General features: G+C 71.3%; 13 protein-coding genes. 8 read left to right on the top strand and 5 right to left on the bottom strand.

Features of this window, described 5'->3' with window-relative positions; all coding sequences use genetic code 11:
* The first annotated feature begins 112 nt into the window (after positions 1–112).
* Positions 113–733: a YqaA family protein gene (locus tag K7C98_RS31260; protein ID WP_224195467.1), complete on the top strand. Its 621-nt coding sequence runs from the start codon at positions 113–115 to the stop codon at positions 731–733.
* 238 nt (positions 734–971) lie between these two features.
* Complete coding sequence (locus K7C98_RS31255) at positions 972–2,108, top strand: hypothetical protein (RefSeq protein ID WP_224195466.1); 1,137 nt, start codon at positions 972–974, stop codon at positions 2,106–2,108.
* A gap of 131 nt (positions 2,109–2,239) precedes the next feature.
* On the opposite strand, the gene K7C98_RS31250 is transcribed toward K7C98_RS31255, so the two are convergent.
* Together K7C98_RS31250 and K7C98_RS31245 are read right to left on the bottom strand one after the other, a co-directional pair.
* Positions 2,240–2,413 carry a hypothetical protein gene (locus tag K7C98_RS31250; RefSeq protein ID WP_224195465.1) on the bottom strand — a complete coding sequence of 58 codons (174 nt, stop codon included), beginning with the start codon at positions 2,411–2,413 and terminating at the stop codon, positions 2,240–2,242.
* Positions 2,410–3,132 carry an enoyl-CoA hydratase/isomerase family protein gene (locus K7C98_RS31245; protein WP_224195464.1) on the bottom strand — a complete coding sequence of 241 codons (723 nt, stop codon included), beginning with the start codon at positions 3,130–3,132 and terminating at the stop codon, positions 2,410–2,412. The genes K7C98_RS31250 and K7C98_RS31245 overlap by 4 nt, the downstream gene beginning before the upstream one ends.
* A gap of 346 nt (positions 3,133–3,478) precedes the next feature.
* Here K7C98_RS31245 and K7C98_RS31240 point away from each other — a divergent pair, with 346 nt between their 5' ends.
* Positions 3,479–4,630 (top strand): TolB family protein, encoded by a 1,152-nt coding sequence (locus K7C98_RS31240; RefSeq protein WP_224195463.1) that lies wholly within the window; start codon positions 3,479–3,481, stop codon positions 4,628–4,630.
* Between the two features lie 67 nt (positions 4,631–4,697).
* On the opposite strand, the gene K7C98_RS31235 is transcribed toward K7C98_RS31240, so the two are convergent.
* Positions 4,698–5,363 (bottom strand): glutathione S-transferase family protein, encoded by a 666-nt coding sequence (locus tag K7C98_RS31235; protein WP_224195462.1) that lies wholly within the window; start codon positions 5,361–5,363, stop codon positions 4,698–4,700.
* A gap of 125 nt (positions 5,364–5,488) precedes the next feature.
* Between K7C98_RS31235 and K7C98_RS31230 the strand changes: the two genes are divergently transcribed.
* Complete coding sequence (locus tag K7C98_RS31230; protein ID WP_224195461.1) at positions 5,489–6,841, top strand: NAD(P)/FAD-dependent oxidoreductase; 1,353 nt, start codon at positions 5,489–5,491, stop codon at positions 6,839–6,841.
* 124 nt (positions 6,842–6,965) lie between these two features.
* Complete coding sequence (locus tag K7C98_RS31225) at positions 6,966–7,709, top strand: fatty acid desaturase family protein (RefSeq protein WP_224195460.1); 744 nt, start codon at positions 6,966–6,968, stop codon at positions 7,707–7,709.
* A 54-nt stretch (positions 7,710–7,763) separates the two neighbouring features.
* Here K7C98_RS31225 and K7C98_RS31220 read toward each other — a convergent pair whose 3' ends face one another.
* Both K7C98_RS31220 and K7C98_RS31215 read right to left on the bottom strand, forming a co-directional pair.
* Positions 7,764–7,964 (bottom strand): hypothetical protein, encoded by a 201-nt coding sequence (locus tag K7C98_RS31220; protein WP_224195459.1) that lies wholly within the window; start codon positions 7,962–7,964, stop codon positions 7,764–7,766.
* A gap of 8 nt (positions 7,965–7,972) precedes the next feature.
* Positions 7,973–8,494: a hypothetical protein gene (locus K7C98_RS31215; RefSeq protein ID WP_224195458.1), complete on the bottom strand. Its 522-nt coding sequence runs from the start codon at positions 8,492–8,494 to the stop codon at positions 7,973–7,975.
* Positions 8,495–8,594: 100 nt separating this feature from the next.
* Here K7C98_RS31215 and K7C98_RS31210 point away from each other — a divergent pair, with 100 nt between their 5' ends.
* The 3 genes from K7C98_RS31210 to K7C98_RS31200 all read left to right on the top strand — a co-directional run bounded on the left by K7C98_RS31210 (position 8,595) and on the right by K7C98_RS31200 (position 12,497).
* Complete coding sequence (locus tag K7C98_RS31210; protein ID WP_224195457.1) at positions 8,595–9,485, top strand: DUF4349 domain-containing protein; 891 nt, start codon at positions 8,595–8,597, stop codon at positions 9,483–9,485.
* 5 nt (positions 9,486–9,490) lie between these two features.
* The gene (locus tag K7C98_RS31205) at positions 9,491–10,102 is read left to right on the top strand and encodes a hypothetical protein (RefSeq protein WP_224195456.1); all 612 of its coding nucleotides are present in this window, start codon (positions 9,491–9,493) and stop codon (positions 10,100–10,102) included.
* A 559-nt stretch (positions 10,103–10,661) separates the two neighbouring features.
* Complete coding sequence (locus K7C98_RS31200) at positions 10,662–12,497, top strand: DUF2079 domain-containing protein (RefSeq protein WP_224195455.1); 1,836 nt, start codon at positions 10,662–10,664, stop codon at positions 12,495–12,497.
* Positions 12,498–12,567 lie beyond the last annotated feature (70 nt).

The raw sequence follows: 12,567 nt of genomic DNA, 5'->3' as shown, positions 1-12,567 counted from the left end.
ACCTCTCCGCGGCTGTCTCTTGCGCCAGGTTCTCCTCGCGTACGCGCGCAGGTGAGTCACGCCACGCGTTTGCGCCCGCCGCCTGCGCCTCGTGCGTGGTAACGTCACGCCGGTGAACGACCCTGCGCCCGCGCCCGCCGTCTCGCGCAACCCGCTCCGGCGGATCTACCACTGGGTACTGAGCTGGGCCGACACCCCCTACGGCGTCCCGGCGCTGGTGGCGATCGCGTTCGTCGAGTCGAGCGTGTTCCCGATCCCCCCCGACGTCCTGCTGATCGCGCTGGCGCTGTCCGTGCCCACGCGGGCGTTCCGGTTCGCCCTGTGGTGCACCCTCGGCTCGGTGCTCGGCGGCCTGTTCGGCTACCTCATCGGCTACGCGCTGTGGTCGACCTTCGAGCCCTACATCGTCGGCCCCGTGTTCTCGCGCGAGAGCTTCGAGCTCGTCACCGGCGAGTACCAGAAGCACGGCGAACTCGCCGTCTTCATCGCCGCCTTCACGCCGATCCCCTACAAGGTCTTCACCATCGCCGCCGGCGTCGCCCAGATCAACATCCTCGGCTTCATCCTCGCCAGCATCTTCGGCCGCGGCGGCCGCTTCTTCCTCGTCGCCGCCATCATCCGCCTGGCCGGCCCGCGCGCCAAGCAGCTGATCGACAAGTACTTCGACGTCGTCACCATCGTCACCGGCCTGCTGCTCGCCCTCGGCGTCGTGCTCTACCAGCTGCTCAAGTAGCCCTGTCCCTTCGGACAGGTCCAGAGAGACAGCACGTCCGCGGCCCCCGGCCGGCGGCCGTTCGACAGTGGGATGTCCCGAGGGACATCCCATCTGCGCGTGCCCGGCGACCCGCCCTCACATGACCATGAGGACATGTCCATGCGGACATCCCTCGCCTCGGCGCGACGGCTCGGGCCCCCACGCCCTGGGCGACGGCGCTTGCAAGGGGTCACAGCGCCTGGCACCATCGACGTCTATGTTGAGTATCAAGCGCGCGGCGTCGTGCATCACGCTATTTCTGGCGGCATCCTGCGGCGACGGCGAGGACCCGCTCGCCACCGTGAGCGCGGGCATGGGCCCCGCGGGTGGGCCGGGCGGCGGGCCTTCGGGCGACCCTTCCGGCGATCCCACCGACGGTGGCAACACCTCGGCCGGCACCGACACCGCGGGCGTGGACCGAGGGATCTGCGACACCTACCTCGCCTGCGTCGCCGCGGCCACGCCGGACGCGCTACCGGCCGCCGAGATGAGCTACGGCCCCGACAGCCCGTGCTGGCAGGGCTCGTCCGGGGCCGCGGAGCTGTGCCTCATGGCGTGCGAGCAGAACCTGGCCACCCTCGGCTCGGTGTATCCCGACGTCCCTGCGTGCGGAGGCAGCTCCGCCACCACGAGCGGCGGCCCGGACATCACCACGAGCGGCCCCTGGCAGACCACCGGCGACGATCCGTCCGACCCCTCCGACCCCTCCGCCAGCGCCGGCTCGCTCAGCGAGGCGACCACGGTCGCGCCGCCGTGCGACGATCCCCAGCCGAACGGCGCGCCGTGCTTCAACGAGGGCTGCGCGTGCCTCTCCGGCAAGTGTTACCAGCCGATCGACGCGCCCAGCGTGTGCGGCGAGTGCATCGACGACGACGACTGCCCCGGCGGCGGCTGCTCGGCCCCCGTCGACGGTCAAGGCTCGTTCTGCAACACCGGCGGGCTCGGCCAGGGCTGCGAGACCGACCAGGCCTGCGGTCCCGCGGCCCCGCTGTGCCTCGACGTCTACGAGGACAACCCGATCCCCGGCCTGCCGAAGACCTGCAGCGAGTGCGCCACCGATGCCGACTGTCCGGCGCAGACCCCTTATTGCGCGCCCAGCTTCGGGTCGCGCCTGTTCGCCGGTCACCGCGCGTGCGTGGCCCCGGGCTCGCTCCCGAACGACGCCGGCTGCTCCCTCGCTCCCGGCGGCGGCGCGGCCTGCTCCTCCGGCATCTGCAGCGAGGTGAGCCTCATGGGCGTTTTCCCGCTCGGCCTGTGCGGCGAGTGCACCAGCGACGCCGACTGCGACCCGGGCGCCAGCTGCACCGGCGGCGTGGCGACCCCCGGCGCGATGAAGGGCACGACCTGCCAATAAACCTGTCTCGAAGGCCATCGTATGAATCGATTCATGACATGTCCTTTCAGCCATGTCATGAGCGCGGCCCGGGCACGCGGAGCAGGCCCGACGGAGGGGACGAGCGCTTTCGGACATCTCGGGCCGCGCGGCTAGGCGCCGCGCCCGGCGATGAACACCGCCTCCGGGTCCGCCAGGGTCGCTGGCGCCTCCGGCGCCCGCCCCGGCGCGCAGGTCAGCACGACCAGCTTGAAGAGACATGTCCTCTTGACCCTGTCCCCGAGGACCTGTCCCTGAGGACCTGCCCCCGGGGACCTGCCCTTCACGACTCCTTCGACCGCGCCTTCGCGGCCAGGAACGCGCCGATCCGGGCGCGCAGCGCCGGGTCGGTCCAGGCCGGCAGCAGCGCCTCGCGCTCGGCGCGGCGCTGGGCCGGGTCGACGTCGAGCACCCCGCCGCGGATCGCCCGCTTGGCCGCGCTGTAGGCGTCGGCGGGGTGGCTGGCGAGCTCGGTCAGGCGCTGGCGGGCCACGGCCTCGGCGGCGGCGGCCACCTCGTCGACCAGGCCGACGCGCAGCGCGTCCTGCGGCCCGTACAGGCGGGCACCGAGGATCACCTCGTCGAGGCACTGCGGGTTGACGCGCTTGCGCGCCAGGGCCAGCGCCGGGCCGGGGAAGTGCAGGCCCAGCGCCACCTCGTTGAGCCCGATCTTGAGGCGGGGGTCGTCCGCGCACACGCGGTGGTCGCAGCACATCGCCACCAGGCAGCCGCCGGCGATCGCGTGGCCGCCGACCAGCGCCACCGTCGGGCCCGGGTAGTTGTAGAGCTCGTGGAGCAGGTCCTCGAGGACAGCCAGGAACTCGTCGAGCCCGGCGGCGTCGAGGGTCGCCAGCTCGAAGAAGTTGAGCCCGGCGGAGAACGCGTCGCCCTCGCCGCGAACCAGCACCGGCTGCCCCTCGGCGCGCGCCAGCTGGCCGCGAAGCGACTGCATCAGCGCCGAGCTCAGCGCGTTCTTCCCCGGACCCGACAGGACGACATCGATCATCGCCCTGATTTTACCGCCGTCGAGCCGGCGCTGCTCGGCGGAACAGCGGCATGATCCGGTCCCACGGACTTTGGGCGCCCTCGATCTTCGACGCGATCCCTTCGTCGGCCGCCCGCCCGGCCGCGGCCGTGCGTCGTCCGCGTCGCCGCCGGCCCACAGCTGCCCGCGCTCGTCGGCGTCCATGCGCGTGTGCCGGCGGTTCCACGCCCCGCGTGCTCGTCGACACCTCTCGTCGCGAAGCAGCGGGAGCACGGCTCGGGCGCGGGCTCGCCGTATTGGGCCATGGCCGCGATCGCGGCCTGCACGGGACGGCGAAACCGCGCGACATCCTGTTATCCTCCCGGGCATGCGTCCCGTCCTCTCCCGCCTCGCGGCCCCGCTGACCGTCCTCGCCCTGACCGCGTGTCAGGGCGCCGCGCCGACGGCCGCCGACAAGCCCGCGGCCAAGCCCGCCGACAAGCCCACGGACAAGCCCGCCGACAAGCCCGCGGACGCGCCCGCGACCGAGGCCGCCAGGCCCGATCCCGGCGTCCCGCTGGCCGGCGAGAAGCACTTCAAGTCGCTGAAGCAGCTGACCTTCGGCGGCGAGAACGCGGAGGCCTACTTCTCCTTCGACGAGAAGCGGCTGGTGTTCCAGAGCACCCGCGACGGGGCCGCCTGCGACCAGATCTACACCCTCGACCTGGCCGACAAGACAGCCGAGCGCGTCAGCTCGGGCAAGGGTCGCACGACCTGCGCTTACTTCCTCCCGGGCGACCAGCGGATCCTCTACGCATCCACGCACGCGGCCGCCGACGACTGCCTGCCCGCGCCCGACCGCAGCAAGGGCTACGTGTGGAAGCTCTACCCCGAGTTCGACATCTACACCGCCGGCGCCGACGGCAGCGACATCAAGCCGCTCGTCACCGGCCCCGGCTACGACGCCGAGGCCACCGTCTCGCCGACGGGCGACGCGATCGTGTTCACCTCCACGCGCGACGGCGACCCCGAGCTCTACAAGATCAACGTCGACGGCACCGGCCTCGTGCGCCTCACCAACACCCGCGGCTACGACGGCGGCGCCTTCTTCTCGCCCGACGGCAAGCGGATCGTCTACCGCGCCAACCACCCCGAGGGCGAGGCCGAGCTCAAGGCCTACGACGACATCATCAAGGAGAACCTGGTCCGCCCGACCCGCCTCGAGATCTTCGTCATGAGCGCCGACGGCAGCGAGCAGCGCCAGATCACGAGCAACGGCAAGGCCAACTTCGCCCCGTTCTTCCACCCCGACGGCAAGCGCATCATCTTCAGCTCCAACCAGGGCGACCCCAAGGGCCGCAACTTCGACCTCTACCTGATCGGCGACGACGGCCAGGGCCAGGAGCAGGTCACCTTCAGCGACACCTTCGACGGCTTCCCGATGTTCAGCCGCGACGGCAAGACCCTGGTGTTCGCCTCCAACCGCGGCGCCAAAACCCCCGGCGACACCGACGTGTTCCTCGCCGAGTGGCTCGACTAGCTGTCCCCGGGGGCATGCCCCTCGGGACCTGCTCTACGGGGCCTGTCCCAAGGGACCGGCGGCGCGCTCACTCGGGTCCCGCCGTCAGATACGAGTATGGCGTCTGCTTCCACACCGACGGCCAGGTGGCGAGCACGCTGGGCCGCTCCTTCATGCGCTGGCAGAACGCGTACAGGTTGGGGTAGCGCTCCTCGAGCTCGAGGCCGAGGTGGGCGGCGGTGGCGACGTAGGCGAACACCGCGAGGTCGGCGAGGCTGATCGTCGAGCCGGCCGCGAACTGGCCGATGCCATAATAATACTCCCAGAAGAACAGCTCGTCGTGCAGGAACGAGCCCAGGTGGTCGACCTCGCCGGGGTCGAGGTCGATCGCCTTGGTGTTCATCAGGTACGAGAACAGGGCCATGCCGACCTGCTTGAGGTTGTTGGCCTCGTGCAGGCGGGTGAGCGCCAGGGCGCGCAGCGCGTGGGTGTTGGGCAGCAGCGCCGGCTGCGGGTAGGCGTACTCGAGGTAGTCGAGGATCGCCAGCGTCTCGTAGACGACGATGTTGCCGTCCATCAGCACCGGCACGGTGCCGCGCGGGTTCTTCGCCAGCATCTCCGGGCTCTTGTGCTCGCCGGCGGTGAACGACAGCAGCTTGCACTCGTGGTCGAGGCCCTTCTCTTCGAGGGCCAGCCGGACCATCCAGCACGGCGGCGAGCACTCGACCGCGCGGATCGTGCTGGGGTCCGGCATGTACAGCCTGATCTCCTCAGACGATTCGGACGAGGACATGAGTGCGTCTTGTTAACACTTCCTCGCCTCGCGCGTCAAGCGCACACCTGGCGGCCCTTTCGCGGGCATCGAGTACACTTCGGGTCATGAACGCCGGAAAACCGAAGAAGCGCGTGGTCATCGTCGGCGGCGGGTTCGGCGGGCTCCGCGTCGCACGCGGGCTCGACGGGGTCGACGACCTCGAAATCACCCTGCTCGACCGGCGCAATCATCACCTGTTCCAGCCGCTCCTGTATCAGGTCGCCATGGCCGGCCTCAGCCCGGCAGAGATCGCCGTCCCGATCCGCACGATCTTCAGCCGCCAGCGAAACTGTCGCGTCATCCTCGAGACCGCCATCGGCATCGACTTCGCCAACAAGAAGCTGCACACCCTCGGCGTCGGCGACCTCGACTACGACTGGCTGGTGCTCGCCTGTGGCTCGCGTCACAGCTACTTCGGCCACGGCGAGTGGGAGAACTACGCGCCGGGCCTCAAGTCGCTCGAGGAGGCGACCGAGATCCGCCGCCGCGTCCTCACCGCGTTCGAACTGGCCGAGAAGGAGAGCGACCCGGCCAAACAGCGACGCCTGCTGACGTTCGTGGTCATCGGGGCCGGCCCGACGGGCGTCGAGCTCGCCGGGGCTCTCGGCGAGATCAGCCGCTACACCCTGTCCCGCGACTTCCGCCGCATCGACCCCGAGCGGGCGCGCGTGATCCTGATCGAGGCCGGTCCGCGGATCTTGCCGACGTTCGCCGAGAAGCTGTCCGACCGGGCGACCCGCGACCTCGAGCAGCTCGGCGTCACGGTGTGGACCAACACCATGGTCACCAACGTGACGAGCGACGGCGTGGTCCTCGGCGGCGAGTCGGTCCAGGCGGCCACGGTGCTGTGGGCGGCCGGCGTGGCCCCGTCCGAGCTCAACCGCGCCCTGGGGATCGACCTCGACCGGCAAGGCCGGGTCATCGTCGACAAGGACTGCAGCATCCCGGGCCACCGCGACGTGTTCGTCATCGGCGACCAGGCCCACCTCGAGGAGGAGCCGGGCAAGCCGCTGCCCGGCCTCGCGCCGGTCGCCATCCAGCAGGGCCGCCACGTCGCCCGCAACATCCAGCTCGAGCTCAAGGGCAAGGCGCGCGAGCCGTTCCACTACCTCGACAAGGGCCAGATGGCGACGATCGGCCGCAAGCGCGCCATCGCCCAGTTCGCCGGCATGGAGATCGCCGGCCTGTTCGCCTGGCTCGCCTGGCTGCTCGTCCACGTCTACTACCTGATCGGCTTCAAGAACCGCCTGCAGGTCATGTGGGAGTGGACCTGGTCGTATCTCAAGTTCCGCCGCGGCGCCCGGCTCATCGTCAACAAGGACTGGCACCTCCAGCCCCTCGCGGCGCCGCGGCCGGTCGAGGCGCCGCCGCTGACCGCCCCGCTGCCGCCGCCGCCGACCACCCAGGCCCACGCCTGAGCTCCCGGCCGCCGCCCGCGCCACCGCCGGCGCGGTTTCGCCAGGCGCGTCGGCTCATGCGCACTTTTCTTCGTCGGACCTTTGCAAAAGTCATCCGTCTGCCGCGATCATCGTGGCGACCGCGATGTCCGCCACCCCCCATGACATCCCCCGGCACGGCTACGACATGTCCGGTTCGCTGTGGATGCGCCTCGTCGACGCCTCCAGCATGTCGGTGTTCTTCTTCTTCGAGTACCTGCTCGCGCGCGACGTGTACCTGCACATCGACGCCGCACCGGCGGGCCTGGCCAGCTGGCTGTTGCCGCTCGCGCTGCTGCTCGGCTACCTCACCGCCGACTTCGTGTCCGGCTTCGTGCACTTCCTCGCCGACAACATCGGCTCGACGCGCACCCCGTTCTTCGGCCCGGTGTTCATCCGCCCGTTCCGCGAGCACCACGTCGACCCGCTGGCGATCACCCGCCACGACTTCCTCGAGGTCAACGGCGCCAACTGTCTCATCAGCCTGCCGGTGCTGATCGGCACCTGGTACTTCGTACCGATCCACGGCACCGCCTCGCTGTTCTTCGCCGCCTACATCGGCCTGTTCCTGTTCGGCATCTTCCTCACCAACCAGTTCCACAGCTGGGCCCACAACCCGAGCCCGCCGGCGTGGATCCGCCGCCTGCAGCGCACGGGCCTGATCCTCGGCCCCGAGCACCACGCGCGCCACCACACGCCCCCGTTCAACACCTACTACTGCATCACCTCGGGCTGGCTCAACCCGATCCTCGCCAGGACCCGCCTGTTCGAGCGCATGAAGGAGCCGCTCCGCCGCGTGCTCGAGCCGCTCGCCGGCAAGGCCGACGAGGTCGGCGGCGTCCAGGAGTAGGCCCCGCGGCGAGGCTGTCCGTTCGGACATGCCCTTGGCGCCAGGCTGCCCCGGCTATTCCGGCCGCGTCCACGCCGGCGGCCAGTCGTCGAAGCGCAGCGCGTCCGCGCCGTCGACCGCCAGCATGTAGAGCGGCTCGTCGGGGAATTCGCCGAGCCGGATCGTCCAGCGCGCGCCGTCGACCTCGGCCACATACATGACCGATCGGTCATGCCCCTTCGACCAGGTGATCGCTCGCCGCAGCCGCGCGTCCATGCCCGGCCTCAGAACCCGAGGCTCTGGTTGACGCTCGCGTCGGTGCGCTGGGCGCTCTCGACGATCGAGAGGTAGGCCGCGTCGCCCTCGAGGCCCTTGCCCCTGGCGCGCTCGAGCAACCACTCGAAGGTCGGCCCGTCGGGGTCGCCGTACTTGGCGCGATCACGCTCCTGCAGGGCCGCCAGCTCGGCCGGGTCGGACATCATCGCGCGGGCGGTCATGCGAGCGTCGTGGCGGACCTGGTAGGCGCGCCGGGCCTGCTCCTCGGCGGGGATCTGCTGCTTCTGCCACGCCTCGACCTCGGCGGCGATGCCGGCCACGCGCTCGAGATAGAGCTGACGCGCCTGGCGATTGGTCCAGCGCGTCCCCGCCTGCTCGAGCCGTTCGGCCTCGGCGGCGTCTTGCGGGCGCGGCAGACCTTCGGGCCAGGCGGGCTCCTCGACGGGCGCCGCCTGCTCGCGCGAACAACCGGTGGGGGCCGGGCCGACGAGGCTCAGCGCGACGAGTGCGAATCGGAGCCACGAGCGCACGGGGGTCATCCTGCCACAACCTTCGCACGCCTGTAAGTCGCGGCCGGGCCGCCGCGTTCGGGCAGTATCATCGGCACCCTCGCCGCCTCGTGAGCTCGTGATGCATCGACTCCGTCACCTCCTGGTCGCCGCGTTCATCCTCTCCTCCGTCGGCTGTGCCAAGCACGCCAGCGAGGCCGCCGCCCCGGCCCCGCCGAGCGAGGAGTACTACGGGGGCGGAGGCGCCATGCCCGACATGCCCGCCGAGGGCGCGCCCAGCTACGCCGGCGACGACGAGGATTACCGCCGCGAGACCATGTCCACCGCCTCGGAGGCGCCGAGGACCCCGAATACGACGTTCGGCGCCCCTGCCCCGGCGAAGAAGGCCGAGTCGCCGCGCCCCGAGCAGAAGCCGACGGGCACGCCGACGGCGAGCGGCGGCGAGGGCGAGGACACGGGCAAGGAGCCGCAGAAGCAGTTCGCGCGGCAGATCATCTACACCGCCGACATGACGATCTCCTGCTTCAAGCTCGAGGAAGCCATGCAGCGGGCCGAGGCGCTCACGGTCGACGCCGGCGGCTACGTCCAGACCCTGCAGCAGGGCTACCTGGTCCTGCGGATCCCCGCGCCGCAGCTGCGGCGGGTCATGGAGGAGCTCGGCAGGCTCGGCGTCGTCGAGTCGCGCAACCTCCAGGCCCAGGACGTGACCCAGGAGTTCTACGACGTCACGACCCGGATCCGCGTCCTGCGCGAGCAGCAGAACCAGCTCCTCGCCCTGCTCAAGCAGGCGCGCAACGTCGAGGAGGCGCTCAACGTGCGCAGGACCCTCGACCAGACCACCATGGAGCTCGAGCAGGCGCTCGGCCGCCTGCGCGTGCTCGAGAACCAGATCGGCTACTCCACGCTCACCGTGCGGATGAGCGCGCGCGGGCCCCAGAACGCGGTCCCGTCGAGCAACGATCCCTTCCCGTGGGTCGACACCCTCGGCGTCGAGGCCACCGAGTGGAACTGAAGGCCATGTTCAAAAATACCTGTTCTTTCGCACTCGTCATCGCCGGCGCCGCGCTGCTGTCCGGCTGCAAGAAGTACGCGATCGAGCCGCCGACCGGCTTCGTCGAGGTCAGCAGCAACTCGTACGAGACGCGCATGAAGGCCCAGGACGACGTCGGCCTGCGCGTGCACCGGTTCGACAACGTACGCGGCGGCACTCTCGGCTACTGGGCGGCCGACCTCGTCGGCAAGCTCGGCAAGCGCGGCTACGTGCTGACGAACCAGCAGCCGGCGCGCAGCAAGAACGGCCGCGAGGGCACCCGCTTCGACTTCGACTACGCGCTCCCCGGCACCGACGAGGCGAAGTTCTACACCGTGGTGCTGTTCGTCACCGACGCGTACAAGTTCACGCTCGAGCTGGCCGGCGACCGCGCGTTCGGCACGGCGTACCAGGCCCGCGTCAATACCATCGCCAGCCAGCTGAAGATCCGCGGTTGCAAGCCGGCCTCGAAGATCTGCGGCGGCCCGCAGCCGCCGAAGCTCAGCACCCCGCCGCCCGACCCGATCCCCGACCTGCCCGAGCCGCCGGACCCGGCGACCACCGCGGCCCCCGCGAGCACCCCGGCGCCGAACCCCTGACGCTCGCCCGTTCGTCCGTCGGGTCGCTGGCGGGAGCGAGCGGCCGCGGCGCTCGCAACTCCTGACTCCTCGCCCGCTCCTCGCTCGGCCGAGCGAGCGGCGCCGGCGAGCACCCCGGCGCGGAACGCCTCGCCCATCCTCCGCTCGCACAAGTGAAGGGCTCCGGCGAGCTCGCCCGATCGTCCATCGGTCGAGCGAGCAGCGCGGGCGAGCACCCCCACGCCGAGCCCTGACGCTTCGCCCGCTCGCCCGTCAGGCCGAGCGAGCAGCACCCGCGAGCACCGCGGCGCTCGCAACTCCTGACACCTCGCCCGCTCACCCATCAGGTCGCGCGAGCGAGCGACGCCGGCGAGCACCGCGGTGCGAGCCCCGACCTCCGACTCCTCGCCCGATCACCCGCACGCTGGAGCGGCGCCGACAGCACACGCTGCGCACGCCCTCGCAGCAGCGACACTCCGGACGGAACACGCCGTCCGGCTCGTCCCGTCGCCTCATGGATTGTTTTTATTAAAAACTCGGCCTTGACGGCGTGCCGCTCGCGGGGCGACCAATTCGGCTCGTGCCGCCGCTCGCCGATCTGTTCGCCGCCGGACTCGCCCACGCCCGGCGCTGGGCCCTCCTCGCGGCGTTCCTCGGCTTCGCGCTCGGCTGGACCGCCTGGGCCTTGCTGCGCGCCGACGCGGCCGCGCTCGTGCGCGACGACCTCGACGCGGGCCAGCGGCTCGAGGCCGTGCGCTGGGCCTTCGCCGGCCTCCTCACCTTCTGCGGCGCTTACGTCTTCGCCGCGCGTCGCCGCGGCCGGCCGCTCGCCGAATTCGCCGCCGCCTGGAACTTTCGCCTCCTGCTCCTCGCCGGCGCCCCCGCGCTCGTCTTGCTCGCCGCCCCCGGCCTCGCCGAGAAGCGCGGCTTCGCCCCGCTCGTCGCCAGCCTCGGCCTCGGCCTGCTCGCCGCCCGCACCGCCGCGGCCTGGCGCGAGCCGCTCGCCCGACAGCCCGCGCGTCCGCGCCTCGCCGCGCTCCTCCTCGTGCTCGTCGGTCTCGGCGTCGCCGCGACGCTCATTCACCTCGGCGTCGTCCGGCATCACGCCCTCGTCAGCAACATCCACGACCTCGGGATCTTCGAGAACATCGTCTGGCGCTCGCTCCACGGCGACCTCCTCGCCACCAGCCTGTTCGCCGGCGACACCTTCAACAGCGAGCACTTCGCCCCGTTCTTGCTCGCGCTCGTCCCGTTCTACGCCGTCAGCCCGCGCGCCGAGACCCTGATCGCCGTGCAGGTGCTGTGGCTGTGTTCGGCCGCGATCCCGCTGTACCTGTTCGCGCGCCGGCGCAGCGACAGCCTCGCCCTCGCGTTCGCCGTCGGCCTCGCCTTCCTGCTCTCGCCGCTGGTCCACGCCAACGCGCTGTGGGACTTCCACGACCTCACGCTCGCCGTCCCGCTGGTGCTGTGGGCCCTGTGGGCCCACGACGGCGATCGCCGCCGCGGCCTCGCGCTCGCCGTCGCCGCGCTCCTGCTCGTGCGCGAGGAGATGGGCCTCGTCGTCGCCACGTTCGGCCTGTTCGCCGCCCTCGACGGCCGTGCGCGCCGCGGCCTCCTCCTGCTCGCGCTCGGCCTCGCGTGGTTCGTCCTCGTCGCCCGCGTGCTCGCCCCGGGCACGGGGGTCGGCGCGCACGCCGACGGCCTGCGCGGCAACCTCGTCGAGGCCACCGGCTACGGCGACCTCGTGCTGGCCCTCCTCGCCGATCCGCCGCGCCTCGTGCTCGAGCTCCTGCGCCCCGACAAGTTCGGCTTCCTCCTGTGCCTCGGCGTCCCGCTGCTGCTCTTGCCGCTGCTGGCCGGCCGCGTGCTCCTGCTGCTCCTCCCCGGCGCCGCGATCTTCGTGCTCAGCGCCAACCAGTACGTCGCCGATCCGTACTTTCATTACTCGAGCTTCTTCTTGCCCGCGGTGTTCGCCGCCGCCCCGGTCGGGGCGATGCGCCTGCAGCAGCGGCTCGCCCGCCCGCTCGCGCTCGAGCTCGCCGCCGGCGTCGTCGTCGCCGCGCTCGCGTTCGGCTGGGCCTTCGGTCTCCCGGGCGGCAACTTCCGCGCCGGCTTTCACAAGGTCCCGAGCGCGCTCACCGACGCCGAGCGCGAGCGCCACGCCTGGCTCGCCGAGCTGGCGGCCCGCTTGCCGCCCGACGCCTGCGTCGCCGCCACCGGCGACGTCGGCGCCCACCTGGCCGCCCGCCGCTGCTTCGCCTTCTTCCCCGCCCGGCTCGACGTCGACTTCCTCGTCCTCCACCGCGAAGACGTCAACGCCAAGCACATGCCGCTGCTCCGCACCCTCCGCGTCGAGAGGCGCTTCCGCACCGTCGAGGAGCAGCACAAGATCCTCGTGCTCGAGCGCAACCCCTGAAGTCGACGTTGAGACATGCCCAATGGGTCATGTCCTTCAAAACATGCCCGAGTGAACATGCTCAATCGGA

The sequence above is a fragment of the Nannocystis pusilla genome, from assembly GCF_020073745.1.
In the GTDB taxonomy this organism is placed as follows: domain Bacteria; phylum Myxococcota_A; class Polyangia; order Nannocystales; family Nannocystaceae; genus Nannocystis; species Nannocystis radixulma.
Note: the sequence above shows the minus strand (reverse complement) of the source record. Positions and strands in the feature narration are given on the sequence as shown.